The 18,772-nt window shown below is 69.3% G+C and carries 18 protein-coding genes and 1 pseudogene; 7 read left to right on the forward strand and 12 right to left on the reverse strand.

Annotated elements, in window-relative coordinates; all coding sequences use genetic code 11:
- Window positions 1-20: 20 nt before the first annotated feature.
- The 3 genes and pseudogenes from ybiB to AC07V5_RS19830 all read right to left on the reverse strand — a co-directional run bounded on the left by ybiB (window position 21) and on the right by AC07V5_RS19830 (window position 2,313).
- Window positions 21-944 carry a DNA-binding protein YbiB gene (gene ybiB, locus AC07V5_RS19820; protein ID WP_495117428.1) on the reverse strand — a complete coding sequence of 308 codons (924 nt, stop codon included), beginning with the start codon at window positions 942-944 and terminating at the stop codon, window positions 21-23.
- 61 nt (window positions 945-1,005) lie between these two features.
- Window positions 1,006-1,470, reverse strand: a pseudogene (locus AC07V5_RS19825) (outer membrane beta-barrel protein); the annotation flags it as partial.
- Window positions 1,471-1,767: 297 nt separating this feature from the next.
- Window positions 1,768-2,313: an outer membrane beta-barrel protein gene (locus tag AC07V5_RS19830; RefSeq protein ID WP_495117429.1), complete on the reverse strand. Its 546-nt coding sequence runs from the start codon at window positions 2,311-2,313 to the stop codon at window positions 1,768-1,770.
- Window positions 2,314-2,528: 215 nt separating this feature from the next.
- Here AC07V5_RS19830 and AC07V5_RS19835 point away from each other — a divergent pair, with 215 nt between their 5' ends.
- Window positions 2,529-5,459 carry an HD domain-containing phosphohydrolase gene (locus AC07V5_RS19835; protein ID WP_495117430.1) on the forward strand — a complete coding sequence of 977 codons (2,931 nt, stop codon included), beginning with the start codon at window positions 2,529-2,531 and terminating at the stop codon, window positions 5,457-5,459.
- 3 nt (window positions 5,460-5,462) lie between these two features.
- Here AC07V5_RS19835 and AC07V5_RS19840 read toward each other — a convergent pair whose 3' ends face one another.
- The gene (locus tag AC07V5_RS19840; RefSeq protein ID WP_495117431.1) at window positions 5,463-6,380 is read right to left on the reverse strand and encodes a DUF4399 domain-containing protein; all 918 of its coding nucleotides are present in this window, start codon (window positions 6,378-6,380) and stop codon (window positions 5,463-5,465) included.
- 90 nt (window positions 6,381-6,470) lie between these two features.
- The gene (gene ocd / locus AC07V5_RS19845) at window positions 6,471-7,508 is read right to left on the reverse strand and encodes an ornithine cyclodeaminase (protein WP_495117432.1); all 1,038 of its coding nucleotides are present in this window, start codon (window positions 7,506-7,508) and stop codon (window positions 6,471-6,473) included.
- Between the two features lie 134 nt (window positions 7,509-7,642).
- Here ocd and AC07V5_RS19850 point away from each other — a divergent pair, with 134 nt between their 5' ends.
- The 3 genes from AC07V5_RS19850 to AC07V5_RS19860 are packed head-to-tail and all read left to right on the forward strand — an operon-like array spanning window position 7,643 to window position 9,692.
- A complete protein-coding gene (locus AC07V5_RS19850; RefSeq protein ID WP_495117433.1) occupies window positions 7,643-8,068 on the forward strand; it encodes an Lrp/AsnC family transcriptional regulator in 426 nt (141 codons plus the stop codon).
- A gap of 51 nt (window positions 8,069-8,119) precedes the next feature.
- Entirely contained in the window at window positions 8,120-9,052 is a 933-nt protein-coding gene (locus AC07V5_RS19855; protein WP_495117434.1) for a patatin-like phospholipase family protein, read from the forward strand.
- Between the two features lie 4 nt (window positions 9,053-9,056).
- Window positions 9,057-9,692 carry an LON peptidase substrate-binding domain-containing protein gene (locus AC07V5_RS19860; RefSeq protein ID WP_495117435.1) on the forward strand — a complete coding sequence of 212 codons (636 nt, stop codon included), beginning with the start codon at window positions 9,057-9,059 and terminating at the stop codon, window positions 9,690-9,692.
- Here the strand turns inward: AC07V5_RS19860 and AC07V5_RS19865 are convergent.
- From AC07V5_RS19865 to AC07V5_RS19885, 5 genes are read right to left on the reverse strand one after another with little or no spacing between them, the layout of a single operon-like run.
- Complete coding sequence (locus tag AC07V5_RS19865; RefSeq protein WP_495117436.1) at window positions 9,670-10,518, reverse strand: alpha/beta hydrolase; 849 nt, start codon at window positions 10,516-10,518, stop codon at window positions 9,670-9,672. The two genes, AC07V5_RS19860 and AC07V5_RS19865, sit on opposite strands and share 23 nt — an antisense overlap.
- Window positions 10,515-11,426, reverse strand: coding sequence for a YihY/virulence factor BrkB family protein (locus AC07V5_RS19870; RefSeq protein WP_495117437.1), 912 nt, complete (start codon window positions 11,424-11,426; stop codon window positions 10,515-10,517). Before AC07V5_RS19870 ends, AC07V5_RS19865 begins: the two co-directional genes overlap by 4 nt.
- A 57-nt stretch (window positions 11,427-11,483) precedes the next feature.
- Window positions 11,484-12,209, reverse strand: a complete 726-nt coding sequence (locus tag AC07V5_RS19875; protein WP_495117438.1) for a LytR/AlgR family response regulator transcription factor — start codon at window positions 12,207-12,209, stop codon at window positions 11,484-11,486.
- On the reverse strand, window positions 12,206-13,267 hold the full coding sequence (locus AC07V5_RS19880) for a sensor histidine kinase (protein ID WP_495117439.1): 1,062 nt from the start codon (window positions 13,265-13,267) through the stop codon (window positions 12,206-12,208). The genes AC07V5_RS19875 and AC07V5_RS19880 overlap by 4 nt, the downstream gene beginning before the upstream one ends.
- A 12-nt stretch (window positions 13,268-13,279) precedes the next feature.
- Window positions 13,280-13,993 carry a LiaI-LiaF-like domain-containing protein gene (locus tag AC07V5_RS19885; protein ID WP_495117440.1) on the reverse strand — a complete coding sequence of 238 codons (714 nt, stop codon included), beginning with the start codon at window positions 13,991-13,993 and terminating at the stop codon, window positions 13,280-13,282.
- A 199-nt stretch (window positions 13,994-14,192) separates the two neighbouring features.
- Here AC07V5_RS19885 and AC07V5_RS19890 point away from each other — a divergent pair, with 199 nt between their 5' ends.
- Window positions 14,193-14,654 carry an RrF2 family transcriptional regulator gene (locus tag AC07V5_RS19890; protein WP_495117441.1) on the forward strand — a complete coding sequence of 154 codons (462 nt, stop codon included), beginning with the start codon at window positions 14,193-14,195 and terminating at the stop codon, window positions 14,652-14,654.
- Window positions 14,644-15,525 (forward strand): NAD(P)/FAD-dependent oxidoreductase, encoded by an 882-nt coding sequence (locus AC07V5_RS19895; protein ID WP_495117442.1) that lies wholly within the window; start codon window positions 14,644-14,646, stop codon window positions 15,523-15,525. Before AC07V5_RS19890 ends, AC07V5_RS19895 begins: the two co-directional genes overlap by 11 nt.
- Window positions 15,526-15,585: 60 nt before the next feature.
- Here AC07V5_RS19895 and AC07V5_RS19900 read toward each other — a convergent pair whose 3' ends face one another.
- Complete coding sequence (locus AC07V5_RS19900) at window positions 15,586-16,140, reverse strand: phasin family protein (RefSeq protein ID WP_495117443.1); 555 nt, start codon at window positions 16,138-16,140, stop codon at window positions 15,586-15,588.
- Between the two features lie 170 nt (window positions 16,141-16,310).
- On the opposite strand from AC07V5_RS19900, the gene AC07V5_RS19905 reads away from it, so the two are divergent.
- On the forward strand, window positions 16,311-17,246 hold the full coding sequence (locus AC07V5_RS19905) for a histone deacetylase family protein (RefSeq protein ID WP_495117444.1): 936 nt from the start codon (window positions 16,311-16,313) through the stop codon (window positions 17,244-17,246).
- Here the strand turns inward: AC07V5_RS19905 and AC07V5_RS19910 are convergent.
- A complete protein-coding gene (locus AC07V5_RS19910; RefSeq protein WP_495117445.1) occupies window positions 17,224-18,759 on the reverse strand; it encodes a methyl-accepting chemotaxis protein in 1,536 nt (511 codons plus the stop codon). The two genes, AC07V5_RS19905 and AC07V5_RS19910, sit on opposite strands and share 23 nt — an antisense overlap.
- Window positions 18,760-18,772: the final 13 nt, after the last annotated feature.

Below are 18,772 nucleotides of genomic sequence, written 5' to 3' on the forward strand. Positions count from 1 at the left end.
CCCAGGCCGAATAAGCAACTTCAGTTTGTGGCGAGATCGCGCAGTGCGGCGACCTGCTCGGCGATGCGGGGCGGCACCGTTTCCATGCCGTCCAGCATGGCGCGGATCAGCGCCGCGTTCTCGGCTGGCGCGCAGGCGGGCGACAGCGGCCAGTCCAGGTCGGTGGTGTCGGCCGGGTGCAACGGCGCGGTCTGGCCGTCCTGGAAGCCGATCAGATGGGCCTTGCGGCGCAGATGGGCATAGGCCTCGCCCTCGCTGGCGCGCATCAGCAGGGCCCGGCCGCCGCCCACTGTCAGGCCGGGCAGGGCGGCGCCCATGCTGTCGAGGTACTCGGGGTGGGTCACGGCGACGACGCGCACGCCGCGGCCGGTGGGGAAGGGGTCGAGCAGCTTGGCCAGGCTGTGCGAGCTGTTGCGCACCCCCAGGCGGGGGCGCAGGGCCATCAAGGCGTTCAAGCCAGGGTTGAGGATTTGCAAAGGCAGGACGGCCAATCTGTCGCGTGCCAGCCGCTGTTCGGCATCGGCAAGGCTGTCACTCGCCGGCAGGCCCAGGGCGTCCAGCAGCTCGAAGGGGCTGTGGCGGCTGTCGAAGTCATGGCGGCCGAAGATCAGCACCGGCACGCCTTCGCGGGCCAGCAACTGCGCCACCAGCGGCATCAGGTTGGCCTGCTTGCGGGCGCCGTTGAAGCTGGGCAGCAGGACCGTGCGCGGCCCTGCGGGCGCAACCAGTGCCGCCGTGCGGGCCTGCATGGCGGCCAGGAAGCCGGCCACCTCGTCGGCGCTTTCGCCCTTCACGCGCAGCGCGATCAGCATGGCGCCCAGCTCCATGTCGGGCACCCGGCCGTCCAGCATCTCGCCGAAGAGCGCCTCGGCCTGCTCGCGGTTCAGGTCGCGCGCCCCCCGAGCGCCGCGGCCCAGTTCCTTGATCAACGGTGCGTAGTTCATGGCGCGAGTGTAGAAACGACCAAGGCCGCACAAGGCGGCCTTGGCGCTGAGTCGCGCGGGATCAGAACGCGAAGGTCGCGCCGACCGTGACGAGCTGCAGCGTGCCCTTCTCGCCGGCGATCTGGCCTTGGGTCGAGTCCAGGGCCAACTCCAGCTTGACCGACTGGCTGAGGGCGTAGGTCAGGCCGACGCCGGCGTAGACCTTGGTCCGCGTCTGGGATTCCGTTGCGCGTGCCGCGCCGAACCGGATGTCGACCTTGCTCTTCACCCGGGCTGCGCCCAGGCGGACGTTCATCCCCCATTCATTGCTCAGCGGCAGCGAGAAGACGCCGCCCAGCGTGATGGCAGTGGGCTTGATCGTGGCGGAGGAGGTGGCGTCGGCGCCGCTGCCCTTGCCGAAGCTGACATAGCCGGCTTCCAGGCCGAAACCGTTGCCGAAGTTGTAGCCGCCGACCAGCTTGCCGCCCGTGTCGCTCTTGTCGCAGGACGTCGAACCCGTGCAGTCGATGCCCATGTGCGTGAAGCCGGCGGCTACGCCGACTTAGGCATGGGCGGGTTGATCGGCGTGGGCTGTTGTGGCAGCCAGAAGTGCGGCCAGGATGATGGCTTGCTTCTTCATGAGAATCTTTCCTGTTTTCTCTTGATGGATGGGCCGGCCGGTGTGGCCGGCCCGCGGCGCCTTCTTGAGGCGGCCCGCATGCTAACTGCGATATGCGTGCCATCCCGGGTCCGCTGTCATGGGAATCGGGCTCAGGTGAATATGGCCGTCAGACGGTGCTTGGCCGGGCCGAGGATGGTCTGAGCGCCAGTCAGAACGCGAAATTCAGAAAGCGACGGTCAGCCCCAGGGAGAACAGCCGCACCGCGCCCTTCTCGCCGGCGAATTCAGATTCCGTCGAGTCGGCACCGAACTCGAACTTGGCCGTCTTGCCGAGCACATAGGTCAAGCCGACGCCGGCATAGGCCTTGGCCTTGCTCTCGGAGTCGGAGGCGCGAGCCGGGCCAGATTCCGCGCCGAGCTTGGTCTTCACCTGCGCAACGCCAAGGCGGGCGTTCAAGCCCAGGGCGCCGGTCAGGGGCAAGGCGAAGGCGCCGCCCAGCGTGAAGGCGGTTGGCTTGGCCGACAGATCCACATTGCTGACCGTGGCGCGGAACTTGCCGAAGCTGATGAAACCCGCCTCCAGGCTGAAGCCGTTGCCCAGGTCGTAGCCGCCGGTCAGCTTCATGCCGTTGCCGCTGGAGTCGCACGAGGTCGTGTTGGCGCAGTCCATGTTCAGTTGCGACGTGCCACCTGCCACGGTGACGTAGACCTGGGCCTGCGCGGCGGCCGCTGCGAGCCCGGCGGCGAGAAGGACGGCTTGTTTTTTCATAGGAACTCTCCCTTGTCTTTTTCTGGATGCGGGGCCCATCGCCCCGTCGGCCCCCGCGGGGCGGCGCACATGCTAGTGGTGGGGCTGGGCCGTTACGCACGGCCTTGTCGTGCCGGTGCGACGCCTTGCTGGAGTCGCGATCGGGTAACTGAAAGCAAGTTTTCCTTCAACCCGCGCGGGATACTGGCTCGCAACTCGGTCCGACCCTGGTGCGCATGACCTTCTTCAAGCCCAAGACGCTCTACATCACGCTGAGCGTGTTGATGATCGGCCTCGTGACGTTGGTGTACGGCGCCCTGCTGCTGCACGAGCGCTCGCGCAGCGACGCGCTGATGCTGCAGCAGGCCGGTGCGGCGGCCAAGCGCATCGGGCGCGAGGCGGCCGCCACGGTCGAGAACGAGCTGCGGCCGGCGCGGGTCAGCGTGGCGCTGCTGGCCTCGGGTGCCCTGGGCCGGGTGGGCAGCGAGGCCGAACGCCTGGCGGCGCTGCCCCAGTTCGCGGCGGCACTGCGCAGCAACACCTCGGTGTCCGCGGTTTACGTGGGCACGGCGCGCGGCTCCTTCTTCCTGCTGCGCCGCCTGAGTGACGCGGCCACGCGCGGCCGCATGGGCGCACCGGCCGATGCCGTCTACGGCCTGCAGAGCGTGGACCGCGACGGCGCCGCGCCGCGCGGCAGCTACCGCTTCTTCGACGCCAACCTGCACGAGCTGCAGCGGCTGGATCGACCTGACTACGAGTTCGATCCGCGCACCCGGCCCTGGTACGAGCTGGCGCGGCGGGCGGGCGAGGGCCAGGCAGTGCAGTCCGAGCCCTACGTCTTCTTCACGACCGGAGAGCCCGGCGTGACGCTGGCTGAGGCCCGCGGCGGCGCGGTCGTTGGTGCAGACGTCAGCCTGCAGGCCCTGGGCGCCATGCTGGCGCGGCCGCAGATCAGCCCGTCCGCCGAGCTGCTGATCGCCACTGCGAACGGCGATCTGGTCGCCCAGGCGCGCCGCCAGGCCCAGGGCCAGACGGGGGCGGCCAAGGCGCTGCCCAAGGTCGTTGAAGTCGCGTCGCCCGTGATGCGCGAGCTGTGGGCGCGCCGCGATGCCGAGGGCCGACTGGCCCCGGTGCAGGAGGTGGCCGGCCGGGAGTGGGTGGCCCATGCCCTGCCGCTGGCGGCGGCCAGCGGCGAGGCCGGCGCGGGGCTGACGCTCTTGATGGCGGCGCCGCGCGAGGAGCTGCAGGCCTTCCAGATCGAGAGCCGTCGGCACGGCTTCTACATCTCGCTGGGCCTGATGCTGTTGCTGCTGCCCGTCGTGCACCTGCTGGCAGACCGCGTCTCGCGGCCGCTGCGCCAGCTGGCTCGCCAGGCCGAGGCCATCCGGCATTTCGAGTTCGACTGGCCCGACCCGAAGCGCAGCCTGATCCGCGAGGTGGACCGCCTGGGACTGGCGATGACGGCGATGAAGCATTCGCTGCGGCGCTTCCTCGACATCAGCGGCGCGCTCAGCGCCGAGCGCGATTTCGACACGCTGCTGGACCGCATCCTGCGCGAGACCATCGCGGTGGCCGGGGCCAGTGGCGGCGCGGTGCACCTGCTGTCCGCCGACGGCAGCCAGCTGCAGCCGGCGGCCACGCGCCTGCTTGGCGAGACGGCGCCGCGCGCCGGCCTGACCTGGGACCTGAAGGCGCCCGACAGCATTGCCGCGCCGGTGCTGGCACTGCGTGCGAACGGGCCGATCGAGACCGACCTGAGCTGGGACGACCCGAGCCATCTCAAGGCCTATGAGCCGCTGTTCGCGGGCCTCAGCGCCTCCAGGCTGCGGCTGCTGTCGCTGCCGCTGAAGAACCGCCAGGACGAGACCATCGGCACGCTGACGCTGAGCTTCTCGCTACCGGCCCAGGGCCAGGCCCAGCCCCTGGGCGCGGCGCGCGTGGCCTTCGTGCGCGCGCTGTCGGGCACGGCGGCCCTGGCCATCGACAACCATCTGCTGCTGCGCGCGCGCAAGGAGCTGCTGGAGAGCTTCATCCAGCTCGTTGCCGGCGCGATCGACGCCAAGAGCCCCTACACGGGCGGCCACTGCCAGCGTGTGCCCGAGCTGGCCCGCATGCTGGCCGAGGCGGCCTGCAACGCCACCGAAGGGCCTTACGCCGGCTTCGCGATGAACGCCGACGAGTGGGAGGCCTTGCACATTGCCGCCTGGCTGCACGACTGCGGCAAGGTCACGACGCCCGAGTACGTCGTCGACAAGGCCACCAAGCTGGAGACGCTTTACAACCGCATCCACGAGGTCCGTACCCGCTTCGAGGTGCTCAAGCGCGACGTGCTGATCGAGAAGCTGGAGCAGCGGCTCGGGGCCGAGGGCGCGGCGTTGGCCCGTGCCGACGCTGCCGAGGCGCTGGCGGCGCTGGATGCCGACTACGCCTTCGTGGCCACGGCCAACCAGGGCGGCGAGTTCCTCAGCCCCGAGCGCGTTGAACGGCTGCAGCGGATCGGCGCGCGGCGCTGGCAGCGCACGCTGGACGACAGCCTGGGCCTGTCGGTCGACGAGGCCCGCCGCCTGTCGCGGCCGCGCCCGCCGCTGCCGGCACCCGAGCGCCTGCTGGCCGACCGGGCCGAGCACGTCGTGCCGCGGCCGGCGCAGGAGAAGCTGGGCGAGGGCAACCGTTGGGGCTTCCGCATGGCCCAGCCCGAGCATCTGTACAACCGCGGTGAGCTGCACAACCTCGTCGTGTCGCGCGGCACGCTGACGGAGGAAGAGCGCTACAAGATCAACGAGCACATCGTGCAGACGCTGAAGATGCTGGCCGAGTTGCCATTCCCCAAGCATCTGAGCAACGTGCCCGAGATCGCCGGCGGCCACCACGAGCGCATGGACGGCAAGGGCTACCCGCGCGGCCTGACGCGCGAGCAGATGAGCCCGCAGGCTCGCATGATGGCGGTTGCCGATGTCTTCGAGGCGCTGACGGCCGACGACCGGCCCTACAAGCCCGGCAAGCCGCTGTCCGAGGCGTTGGGCATCCTCAGCCGCATGGTGCGCGAGGGCCATCTGGACGCCGAATTGTTCGAGCTCTTCCTGCGCTCGGGCACCTGCATGGCCTACGCGCGGCGCTTCATGCCGGCGGAGCTGATCGACGTGGAAGACGTGACGACTTACCTATGAAGCCTAACGGTCATGGCGATTCACGCTGAACTTGACGGGCGTGCCCTTGAGCAACTGGTTGCCCGCGCCGTCGTGCAGTGACACGACGACGTCATAGTCGCCCAGCGGCAGGTCGATGATGGCCTCGGTGCGGCCGTCGGAGAGCGTCTGGCGCTGCACGGTGTTGCCCTTCTGGTTGAAGGCGAGGCGCAGGTGGCCGGTGTCCTTGATCTCGGTGCCCGCCGGCGCCACGCCCAGGCCCGCGCCCAGCACACCGAGCGACAGCGTGAAGGGGCTGGACACCAGCTCCTCGTCGCGCAGGTTCTTCACGTACACCTCCCTGCCTGCGGCCACCCGAGGCGTGGCGCGGGCGTCCTGGTACCAGGCTTCGCAGCTTTCGCGGAAGTCGTTACCCGGCAGCACCTTCGGGCCCGGCTCGCTGCGCTTGCCCGTGACCTCGACAGAGATCTCGTTGCTGAACACGAAGTAGGGCTTGTGGGCGTGGTCGGCGAACAGCAGGCGCAGCGTGTGCCGCCCTGGGGGCAGGTTGATCTCGGTGCCGGTCTGGCCCTTGCCGAAATGCTTGTGCGTGTCGGAGAAGGGGATGGGCGCCGTGTGGTCGCGCGGCAGCGGCGTGTCGATGAGGATGTGGTGGTGCCCGGCCTTCTCGTTCTTGTTGCCCGCCGGGATGACGCCCATGCCGCGTATGCCGAACTCGACCCAGAAGGGTGTGCGCACGCGGTAGCCGCTCTTCAGGTTGCTGAAGTGCACCGAGACCGGCTCGCGCAGGTCGACCGCGGTGCGCTGGGCCGTGTGCGCCAGCCAGCACTGGCGCTCCAGCGGGTCGGAGGGCAGGCCCTCGGCGGCGGCCCAGGCTGGAGCAAGGCCGAAGGCCCAGAGCAGCCAGCGGCCGCGACAGACTTGATGAGTGAAAGAACCCATGCACCACCCCTCCGTCGACATGTGAGTCGATTGTGAGGGTGGGCGCAAGCCCGGGACGTCGTGAAAAGTGGTGACGTGCCCTGACCTCGTTCAGGCGGCTTGCAGTTGCTGGCTCAGGTGCAGTTCGCCGAACAAGTCCTTCGGGTCGGCCATCTGCGGGATCAGGTCCAGCGGGGCGCCCAGGCCCAGCTGCGTGCTCACGTCGCGCAGCAGGCGCAGCGCCGAGAAGTCTTCCAGTGCGAAGCCGACCGAATCGAAGACGGTGACCTGGCTCGACGACTCGCGGCCCGCCGCCTGCCCGGCCAGCACGCGCCAGAACTCGGTGACGGGGAAGTCGGCGGGCATCTGCTGCATGTCGCCTTCGATGCGCGACTGCGGCTCGAACTCGCAGATGACGCGCGCCATCTCCAGCACGCCGCGGTGCAGCTCGGTCTTGCCGGGGCAGTCGCCGCCGACGCCGTTGATGTGCTGGCCGGGCTCGATCATGTCCGGCGTCAGGATGGTGGCGTTGGCCTTGTCGGCCGTCACGGTGGTGATGATGTCGGCGCCGCGCACGGCTTCGGCGGTGCTGCCGCACACCGTCAGCGTCAGGCCCGGCGTGCCCTGCAGGTGGCGCACGAGCTTGGCCGTGGCGGCGGGGTCGATGTCGAACAGGCGCAGCTCGTTGATGCCCAGCAGGTGGTGGAAGGCCAGGGCCTGGAACTCGCTCTGGGCGCCGTTGCCGATCAGGGCCATCACGCGGCTGTCGGGGCGGGCCATGCGCTTGGCGACCATCACCGACGTGGCGGCGGTGCGCATCGCGGTGGTCAGCGTCAGCTCGGACAGCAGGGCGGGGGTGCCGGTGTCCACATCGGCGAGCACGCCAAAGGCCATCACGGTCGGCAGGCCGAAGCGGTGGTTTTTGGGGTGGCCGTTGACGTATTTGAAGCTGTACAGGCTGGCGTCGGCGATGGGCATCAGCTCGATGACACCGTCCGGCGAGTGGGCGGCGACGCGGGGCGTCTTGTCGAATTCGGCCCAGCGCAGGTAGTCCGCTTCGAGGTAGCTGACGAGGCGGCGAAGTAAATCAGGAAGTCCCACGCGCTGAACGATTCGGGCGACGTCTTGGGTGGTGAGGACGGTGGTCATGAGGTCTCCTGGCGGTGTTTGAAAGGCTTGGGAGTGATTCTTTCGGGGCTGCCTGCCAAACAGAAGCTCAACTCCTGCCATGTATTGCATGGCAATTTGGCAAAATGGCAGTAGAAATTGCCATATTGATCAAAATGGACACACTAGACCAGCAACTCCTCGCCCTGCTGCGCACCGATGCCCGTGCCAGCGTGGCCACGCTCGCGGCCAAGCTCAAGGTGTCGCGCGGCACGGTCACCAACCGCATCGCACGGCTGGAGGATGGCGGCGTCATCACCGGCTACACGGTGCGCCTGCGGCCCGACTCGGTGCCCAACCAGATCACCGCCTGGATGAGCATCACGGTGGAGGGCAACCGCACGCGCGAGGTCGTCTCCATCCTGCTGGGCGAGCCCGGCATCAGCGGCCTCTTCGACACCAATGGCCGCTGGGACCTGCTGGCCGAGATCCGCAGCTCCAGCCTGCAGGAACTGGCCGACGTGCTGGAGCGCGTGCGCCTCATCAAGGGCATTGCCGGCACCGAGACCTCCATCCATCTGCAAAGCTACAAGCTGAGCTGACGCTCCGTGCTGCAGCTCGGTTATCGTGCGCCGCGCTTCTTCGCTTCCGACATGACTCCTGCCTTGCTGATCCGCCGCGCCTGGCTCGTGGCCTCCCTTGTTGCCCTGGCCGGTTGCTCCGTGCTGCCAAGCCAGCCGCCCCAGCCCCCGGTCGTCGTCGCCCCCACGCCGCCCGAGCCGCCACCACCCTTCATCAAGCCCGCGCCGAAGCCGCCACGCATCGGCTTGGCCCTGGGCGGTGGCGCGGCGCGCGGCTTTGCGCACATCGGCGTCATCCAGGTGCTGGAGGAGAACGGCATCAAGGTCGACCTCGTCGCCGGCACATCGGCCGGCAGCCTGGTCGCGTCGCTCTACGCCTCGGGCAAGAGCGGCAAGGAGATGCAGACGCTGGCGGAGACGATGGACGAAGGGGCCATCACCGACTGGTCGTTCCCGCTGCGCGGCCTGATCCGTGGCGAGGCGCTGGCGCGCTTCATCCGCGACAAGACCGGCGGCAAGAACATCGAGCAGATGGCGCTGCCGCTGGGCATCATCGCCACGGACCTGTCCGACGGGTCGTCCATCCTGTTCCGCAGCGGCGACACCGGCACGGCCGTGCGTGCATCGAGTGCCGTGCCGGCCGTGTTCCAGCCGGTGCGCATCGGCCAGCGCGAGTTCGTCGACGGCGGCCTCGTGTCGCCCGTGCCGGTGCGGTTCGCGAAGGAGATGGGCGCGCAGTTCGTCGTCGCCGTCGACATCACCTCGCCGCCCGAGAAGGACCCGCCCGGCGACGCCTTCCGCATGCTGATGCAGACCTTCTCCATCATGGGGCGCAGCATCAACATGTTCGAGCTGCGAGAGGCGGACGTCGTCATCCGGCCCAAGCTGGACGGCGTTGGCAGTGCCGACTTCACGGCCCGGCGCCGCGCCGTGCAGGCCGGCCGCGAGGCGATGCAGGCCATGCTGCCCATCCTGCGGCAGCGCATCGCCGAGAAAACGCGCTGACACCGTGGACAACACCGAGACGCCGCTGTTCCCCCTGCGCTCGGTGCTCTTCCCCGGCGGTGTTCTGCCGCTGCACATCTTCGAGCCGCGCTATCTCGACATGGTGCGGCGCTGCCATGCGCAGGGCCTGCCGTTTGGCGTTGTTGCGCTGACCGAGGGCGAGGAGGTCAGGCGGCGCGACGGCGAAGGCTTCCAGCGGGAGAGTTTTCACGACATCGGCACGCTGGCGCGCATCGAGCATTTCGAGCACGAGCAGCCGGGGCTGATCCACATCCGCACGCGAGGCACGCAGCGTTTTCGGCTGCTGCAAAGGCGCTGCCTCAGCCACGGCCTCTGGGTGGGCCAGATGGAGCTGCTGGCCGACGATGCCGAGGTGCCTGTGCCCGACGATCTGCGCATGGCGGCCCGGCAGTTGAAGGACTTGCTGGCCGGCTGGGCCGAGCGCACCGCTGCCGCCGATCTGCCCATCCAGCCGCCCCACCATTGGGAAGATGCCGGCTGGCTGGCCAACCGCTGGGCGGGCCTGCTGCCCATGCCGCTGGCTGAGCGTCAACGGCTGATGGCGATGGACAACCCGTTGCTCAGGCTTGAACTTGTCGTCGACAGGCTGGACGCGATCAGGCGTTCAGCCAGTTCGTGAGCGTCGTCAGTACGTCGGCCTTCTCGGGCTCGTTGAAGATCTCGTGCGCAAAGCCGGGCCACAGTTTGGTGGCGACGACGTTGGCCGGCGCGGCGGCCGCAAAGGCCTCGCTGCCGCGCGGGGCGACGCAGCGGTCGGCGCCCGCCCACATCAGCAGCGTCGGCACGGCCCAGCGCGGCGCGTCGCCGATGACGCGGGCACCGGCATCGACGATGAAGCGTGTCAGCCGCGCCGTGATGCGGTCGTGCACCAGCGGGTCGGTGGCGTAGGCCTTCACGACGGCGGGGTCGCGGCAGATCCATTCCGGCTTGAGGCCGTTGCTGACGGCCAGGCCGGGCGCCAGCGTCTCGGCCAGCGCCAGCGCGAGCTTCTGGGCGCTGCTCAGGCCAGCGTCCAGGGCCGGCGAAGACAGCACGAGGCCGTCGAGCGGCCGGCTCCATGCGGCGGGCTGGGGCGTCAGCGCCTCGGCCGCAAAGCGCGCGGCGATGAGGCCGCCCAGGCTGTGGCCGAGCAGCACGAAGCGCTGCCCCGAGCCGGCGGGCTTGCGTACCGCGTCAATCACCCGGGCTGTGTCCCGCAGCAGCGCGTCGTGCTCGGGGATGTCGCCCTTGCGGCCCTCGCTGTGGCCGTGGCCGCGGTGGTCCCAGCCATGCACGTCCCAGCCTGCGGTGTTCAGCGCCGCGGCGACGTGGGCATAGCGCTCGATGTGCTCGCCCAGGCCGTGAACGATGAGCAGCTGGCCGCGCACGGGCGCCGCCCCTGACGTTGTTGCGGGCCAGTGGCGGAGATGGAGCTTGAGGCCGTCGTCTGTCGTGGTGGTGGTCATCGCGTCGGAGGCTGGAAGTCGGGCCGCAAGTTTGCACGAGCTTGCTCGTCTTCCCGTCGTGAACCGAGCACGCGGGCATAGGCCCAGGTGAACTCGGCGCCGATCAGCAGGATCTGCGCGGAGAAATACACCCACACCAGCAGCGCCACCACCGAGGCCGCCGCGCCAAAGCCCGAGGCCACACCGCTGCGTTGCAGATAGGCGCCGATGCCGTAGCGGCCCAGCGCAAACAGGCCCGTCGTGACGAGGGCGCCGAGCAGCACGTCGCGCCAGGCGATGCGCGCGCGCGGCATCCACTTGAAGATCAGCGCGAACACGGCGACGACCAGCCCTTGGCTGACGAGGGTGTTGGCGAGGGCGGCGATGCGCAGCCAGTCGCCGAACCAGGGCCGCCACCAGGTCTGGGCGGCCGACATCACGGCGTCCAGCAGCAGCGACACGAGCACCAGAAAGCTCAGGCCCAGGATGACGCCGAAGCTCAGCAGCCGCGCGCGCAGCCAGTTCAGCCAGCCCTGCATGGGCCGCGCCGGCACGCGCCAGATGGTGTCGAGGGCGTCCTGCAGCTCGGCGAACATCGTTGTCGCGCCGACCAGCATCAAACCCAGCCCCAGCACCGTGTTGAACCAGCCGCCGGCCGGCCAGGCCACCGTCTTCAGCATGCTCTCCACCGTCGACGCGGCCGCGGCGCCGAGCAGCGTGGCGAGCTGGTCGAAGAGTTCGCCGCGTACCGCCTCGCCGCCCCAGACCAGGCCGGCCACGGACACGACGATGAGCAGCAGTGGCGCCAGCGAGAACAGCGTGTAGTAGGCCAGCGCCGCGCCCATGCGCGGGCCGCGGTTGTCCAGGAAGCCGTCGAAGGTCAGCCGCAGCACGCGGCCCAGCGGTCGGATCGGGTCAAGCCAGCGCATGCCGCCAGTCTGGCCGCCGGCGCAGGCAGAGCGTGTAGGACTGGAGCGCTCAGACGCTCACAGAACGGCGCGCAGCTTGTCGTAGCCGCTGCGGCTCACCGGGATGCGCTTGCCGTTCTTCATGCGCGCAACGTGGGCGTCGCTGTCGGTCTTTTCCAGCGCCTGCAGCGCGGTGAGGTTGATGATGAAGGAGCGGTGCACGCGCACAAAGCGGGTCGGGTCCAGCCGCGCTTCCAGCTCGGAGATGCGCTGGGCCTTGAGGTGCTCGCGGCCGGCGCTGTGGAAGGCGACGTTGTCGGCCTGGGCCTCGATGTGGTCGATGGCGTCGACGGCCAGCACCTGCATGCCGCCGTTGCCGTCGCGCACGAGGATGCGGGTCAGCGCGGCCTGCGGCGCCACCAAGGTCTCCAGGCCGGGCTGGGCCTGGCCGAGCAGGCGGCGGGCGCGTTCCAGCGCCGTGTCGAAGCGCGCCTGGTTGAAGGGCTTGAGCAGGTAGTCCACCGCGTGCAGCTCGAAGGCGCGCAGGGCGTGCTGGTCGTGCGCCGTCGTGAAGACGACGCCGTCGCGCCGGCCGGTCAGCTCCAGCACCTCCAGGCCGGTCAGGCGTGGCATCTGGATGTCGAGGAAGACGAGGTCGGGCTGCAGCTCGGTGATCGCGCGAGCGGCGTCCAGACCGTTCTCGGCCTCGGCACAGATCTCGATGTCGGCATGGGCGCCGAGGAACTCGCGCAGCAGGCGGCGGGCCAGGATTTCGTCGTCGGCAATGAGGGCACGCAGGGTCATGGCGATGTTTCGAAAGGCAGGCTGATCTCGACCGCGAAGCCGTCGGGCGTGGCACCCCAGTGCACCCGCGCACGGTCGCGGTATTGGGCGGCAAGGCGCTCGCGCAGGTGGCGCAGGCCCTGGCCGAGGCCAGGCTCGCGGGCCGGCTCTGCGGGCACGGGGTTGCGCACGGCCAGGTGCAGCCAACCGTCTCGCACCAGGGCCTGGATCTCCAGCAGGCCGCCGTCGTCCAGCGAGCGCAGGCCGTGCTTGAGCGCGTTCTCCACCAGCGGCTGAAGCGTCAGCGGCGGCAGCAGCGCGGGCAGGGCTGCGATCGGCGCGTCGATGGTGCTGCGCAGCTTGTCGCCCAGGCGCTGGCGCTCGATGGCGAGGTAGTGGCCGATGAGCTCGAGCTCGTCCGCCAGGCTGATGCGCTCGCGGCTGGCCAGGGCCAGGGTCTGGCGGAAGAACTGGGCCAGATCGATGCTCATCTGCCGCGCGGCGGCCGGGTCGAAGCTGGTCAGTGCGCTGATGGAGTTCAGGCTGTTGAACAGGAAATGCGGGTCGATCTGCAGGCGCAGCAGTTGCAGCTCCATGTCCCGCGCCAGCAGCCGGGCCTCGGCCTCGCGCAGCGCCGCAGCTTGCGTGGCCTCGACGGCGATCAACACGTCGTGCGCGAGCACGGCCAGCAGGAAGAGGCCCAGGCAGGCGGCGAAGCCCAGGGCCCATGCGGCAGGGGGCAGGCTGACCAGGCCGGGCTCGTGGCCCAGCGCCAGGCCCACCGTGTTCCAGGCCGCGGCCAAGGGGAGGGCGGCGCCGGCCAGCAGCACGACGGCTGCCGCGCGTGACGCGATGGCCACCAGCCAGCGGCCCGGCCCGAAAGGGCGGGCGCGGCAGACGTAGTAGACCGACAGCGCCGGGAAGGCCAGCACGACGGTGACGGGCGCCGCCCAGGCGAGTGCCCAGCCCAGCGATGCCAGGCCCAGCGCCGCGAGCGCGCCCGCCAGCGCCAGGCCAGCCAGCAGCGCGGCCGCCAGATAGCCGGCCAGGCCGCGCCAGTGGGTCAGCAGCGGGTGCACCGAGCGCTGGGCTTAGTTCTTGACTTCGACGCCGCCGAACACCGCGTCGCCGCGCAGTACCAGGCGCTGGGTGGGATTCATCGGCGGCACGGTCTTGTCGTCGACGCCGCCCAGCGTGGGCGCGATGTTGACCACCACCTGCCATTCACGCGGCACGCGCAACTGGACGCCGCTGAAGCGGGCCGAGATCTCCAGCACCGCCTCGGGGCCGTCGATGACGGCCTGGCGCAGGTCCAGCTCCACGCCGCCGAAGGTCACGTCGATGCGGCCGCCCTTGAAGCTGCGCGAATCGTTCTGCTGGTTGATGGCGCTGAAGCTGGCGTCGATGGCGATGCGGTCGCCATGGTCCAGCGTCGACGGTGCCGGCAGGCCGGCCTGTTGACGGTAGCCCGGGAAGACGCCGCGCAGCAGGATGGACAGCCCGGCCAGGATGATGAAGACCGGCCACCAGTCGCGCAGCCGGATGTGGACGAGGTCGAGGTGGTGTGCCGTCATGGCCAGGCCGGCGATGACGAGGGCCACGCCGAACAGCCAGCCGCCGGCATGGCGGTGCCAGAAGATGCGGCTGAGGCCGAACAGCACCAGCACCATCGGCCAGAAGGTGCGCAGAAGCGGCATGCCGAAGAGGCCCAGGTTGTCCAGCAAGGCCAGCGTGCCGATGCCGATGACGCTCAGGCCGAAGACGATGCGCTGACCGGCGTGGCGGTGGATGGAGTGGTGTCTCATGGTGGGTGCGGGGGAAGCGATGCCGCAAGTAGACACGCGCGCCGCACGCTGCGCCGCGCCGATTCGGCGAATCGACGCAGGCAGCCGACGAATCGACGGCGGCATTCGCGAACGGGCAGGGGGTTCAAAGCCCTGGCGGCCTCAGGGGTGAACGGGAGGCGGCGTGCGCCATGTTGAATCATGGAACTAATATAGTTACATGAAACGAGACGGCAAGCTCTCCGGCGTGCTGCACATGCTGCTGCACATGGCCGAGACCCAGGCTCCTGCGACGTCCGAGATGCTGGCGCGGGCGATGAACACCAACCCGGTCGTCGTGCGGCGGCTGATGGCGGGGCTGCGCAAGGCGGGCTTCGTCGCGTCGGCCAAGGGCCACGGGGGCGGCTGGGTGCTGGGCTGCCCGCTGTCGGCAATGACGCTGGGCGATGTGCATGCGGCGCTCGGTGCGCCGCCCTTCCTGGCCGCCGGGCTGCGCGACGAGCAGTCAAGCTGCCTCGTCGAGCAGGCCGTCAACACGGCACTGGGCGCGGCGTATGCGGAGGCCGAGGCGCTGCTGGTGGCGCGCCTGCACGGCGTGAAGCTGTCCGTGCTGGCTGAGGACTTCCACCGCGGCATGTTGGCGCGCGGCCTGTCAATCAAGGACCTGACCCATGATGTTTGATGCCCTCGTCATCGGCGGCAGTTTTGCCGGCCTGTCCGCTGCGCTGCAGCTTGCGCGTGCGCGCCGGCGCGTCGCCGTCGTCGATGCTGGCCAGCGGCGCAACCGCTTTGTCGATGCTTCGCACGGCTTCCTCGGCCAGGACGGCCGGCCGCCGGGCGACATCGTGGGGGCCGCGAAGGCGCAGCTACTGGCCTACCCGAACGTGAGCTGGCACGAAGGTTTGGCTGCCCAAGCGCGCCGGCGGGGCGAAGGCTTCGAGGTCGATGTCGGCCGCGACACGCTGCAGGCGCGCCGCCTGGTGTTGGCGACCGGTGTCGTCGACGAGTTGCCCGCGGTTGAAGGTCTTGCGGAGCGGTGGGGCAAGACCGTCTTCCACTGCCCCTACTGCCATGGCTACGAGCTGGACGAGGGCGCCATCGGCGTGTTGGCCAGCAGCCCGCTGTCGATGCACCACGCGCTGATGCTGCCGGACTGGGGCCCCACGACCTTCTTCCTCAACGGTGCTTTCGAGCCCGATGCCGAGCAGACGCGGGCGCTGGCTGCGCGCGGTGTCACGGTCGAGGCCGTGCCGATTGCGCGCATCACCGGCGCGGCGACGGTGGAGTTGGCGGACGGGCGCCGTGTGGCGCTGGCCGGGCTGTTCACGGCAACGCGCACGCGCATGGCCAGCCCGCTGGCCGAGCATCTGGGCTGCGAGTTCGAGCAGGGGCCGGCCGGGCCCTATCTGCGCCGCACGATGATGGAAACCTCGGTGCCCGGGGTGTTTGCCTGCGGTGATGCAGCGATGGCGTTCGCGAATGTGGCTATCGTGGTCGGCGACGGGGCGATGACGGGCGCCGCCGCTCACCGCTCGCTGATCCCCGGTTTCTGACTCGAAATGAAAAAAGCCCGGTGCAGTGCACCGGGCTTTTCGAGGCAGAAGCCTGAGGGCTTAGGCAGCGCGCTTGGAGGCGCGGGTAGCCGTTTGCGAAGCCTTGACGGCTTGCGTGGTGGCAGCTTGGAAGTTGGCTTCGGCCACTTCGACAGCTTGCTTGGTGGCCTTCTGGACCGACTCGAACGCGTTGTTGGCAGCGGCAACAGCCGACTTCACCAGGGCGACGGCGTTTTCGGTGCCGGCCGGGGCGTTCTTGGCGGCGTTGTCGACGACAGAAGCGAACTTCTGTTGCACGTCGGCGAACTGGGCTTCAGCGGCCTTGGCGACTTCGGCGCCGGTGCTGGAGGCGATGTCGTAGATGTGGCGGCTGTAGGAAGCGGCCTTCTCGGCGGTCGGCTGCAGCAGGGCGGCTTGCAGGGACAGCAGCTCTTGTGCGTCCTTGACGGACAGCGCAGCGGCGGTCGTGTCGGCAGCTTCGCTCAGCGCGGTCTTGGCGACTTGCAGGTTCAGCTCGACGAGCTTCTCGACGCCTTCGAACGCCTTGTTCGTCAGGCCGAAGAGGGTTTCGACATTGGCCTTGTGGGCGGCGAGGACTTGTTCAGCGGTCAGCATGGTGTTACTCCGATTTCAGGTGGTTGAACCGTTTGCTGTGCTTCTTTTGCTGCACTGCAACATGGACTGAATGATAGGGGTCTGGCGGCGAATTGCAAGAACTTTTTTGTGCAGTGCAACAAATTAGGGGTGTCGGACGTCAGGAAGCCCTCAAAGCTATCGTGGCGGCCATGCTGGCCTTTCACTCCGACGCCCACAGCCTGGCTCTGCCGCCGGGGCATCGCTTCCCGCAATCTAAGTACCGTTTATTGCGGGAGCATTTCGAGCGTGAGCCGGGGTTGCTGCGCATGCAGCCGGCGCCGGCCGCGACCGAGGGCGAGCTGGCGCTGGTCCACACGCAGGACTATGTCGACGCGGTGCTGCTGGGGCGGCTGAGCGCAGCCGAGCAGCGCGAGATCGGTTTCCCGTGGAGCCCGTCGATGGCCGAGCGCTCGCAGCGGTCGGTCGGCGCCAGCATCGCAGCCGCGCGCGCGGCGCTGCAGGAGGGCGTGGCCGCCAACATGGCCGGCGGCACCCACCACGCCTACGCCGACAAGGGCTCGGGCTACTGCGTCTTCAACGACGTGGCCGTGGCCGCGAGGTTGATGCAGGCCGAGTGGTCCCGCGAGCACCGCAGCACGCTCAAGGTGCTGGTCATCGACCTGGACGTGCACCAGGGCAACGGCACGGCGGCCATCTTTCGCGACGACGACTCGGTATTCACCTTCTCCATGCACGGGGCGCGCAACTTCCCTTTCCGCAAGGAGGAGAGCAACCTCGACGTGGGTCTGCCGGATGGCTGTGGCGACGCCGACTACCTGGCGGCGCTGGACCTGGCGCTGACCGAGGTGTGGCAGCGTTGCGAGCCGGCGCTCGTGTTCTATCTCGCCGGTGCCGACCCTCACGAGGGCGACCGGCTGGGGCGGCTGAAGCTGAGCTACGAAGGGCTGGCCGAGCGCGACCGCCGCGTGCTGAACGCGCTGTACGAGCGGCGGATCCCGGTCGCGCTGAGCATGGCCGGTGGCTATGGGAGTGACCTGGCGACGACGGTCGCCGTGCAGGTCAACACGCTGAACCTGGCGGCCGAGTCTTGGGCCGCGTGGGCTAGCGAACGCGGAACTGGCTGACCACCTGGGCCAGCCGCTGGGCCTGCTCGCGCAGCGACTCCGCGGCCGCCGCGCTTTCCTCGACGAGGGCGGCGTTCTGCTGCGTCATGTCGTCGACCTGGGTCACCGCCTTCGTGACGTCGTCGATGCCGCGGCTCTGGGCATCGGCGCTGGTGCTGATGTCGCCCATGATGTCGGTCACGCGCTGCACGGCGCCGACGATGTCGGTCATAGTCGAACCGGCGTCCTGCACGAGGCGGGCGCCCGATTCGACGCGCTCCACGCTGGCGCCGATCAGTGTCTTGATCTCCTTGGCCGCCGCGGCGCTGCGGCCTGCCAAGCTGCGCACCTCACCGGCCACGACGGCGAAGCCGCGGCCCTGCTCGCCGGCACGGGCCGCCTCGACGGCCGCATTCAGCGCCAGGATGTTGGTCTGGAAGGCGATGTCGTCGATGACGCCGATGATGTCGGCGATGCGCTTGGACGACGACGCGATGTCGTTCATCGTGTCCACCACCTGCTGCACGACGCTGCCACCGCGGTGAGCCACGGTCGCTGCAGTCGTCGCGAGCTGGTTGGCCGTCTGCGCGTTGTCGGCGCTTTGCCGCACGGTGCCGGTCAGCTGCGCCATGGACGAGCTGGTGATCTCGAGGCTGGAGGCCGTCTGCTCGGTGCGCTGGCTCAGGTCCTGGTTGCCCGACGCGATCTCGGCGGACGCGGTGCGGATGGAGTCGGCCACCAACATGACCTCGCTGACCGTCGTTCCGAGCTGCTCGCACATCTGGTTCAGCGCGCGCATCAGGCCGGCCAGCTCGTCCTGGCCCATGGGCGCGGCGCGCTGGGTCAGGTCGCCGGCGGCAACGGCTTCAGCCAGCGACAGCGACGCGTTGACGTCGGCCGCGATCTTGCGCTGGTTGATCAGCAGCAGCCCCATGCCGGCAGCGGCCGCCAGCAGCGAGACCAGCGCAACGATCCAGGCGCGCTGGCGTGCATGGGCTTGTTGCGACTCAGCGGCGGCCTGCTGCTCGACGCTCATGCTCTGCACGACCTTGCCGATCAGCGTGGCCACCTCCTTGTAGCGGGCCTCGGCATCCTGCATGGCCGCGATGCCGGTGTTGGGGTCGACCGAGGCCAGGTCGATGGCGCCATCGGCCTTGCTCAGATAGGCCTGCAGCAGGGGCAGGGCGGACTTGACGATGCTGTCGGTCTCGGCCGGCGTGCCCGGCATGTCGGCCAGGAGCGTCAGCGTGCGCGACACACCCTCGATCTGGGTCTTCAACTGGCCGCGCAGAGACTTCACCTTGGCGTCGTCCAGCGAGGCGATCAGTGCGATGGTGCGGAACACGCCGCCATGCATCTCGCCCACCTGGGTCTGCACGGCCACCATGGTCATGAAGACCTCGTTGCGCTGCTGGCCCGCTTCGTTGGACGCGACCACCTCGCGCAGCGACAGCAGCGTGCTGCCCAGGCCGATGACCAGCACCACCGCCAACGCCACCATCGGCGGCAACAACATCTTTGAAGCCAGCTTCATCGGCACCCTTCAG

The organism is Roseateles sp. GW821-FHT02E12 (genome assembly GCF_059421665.1).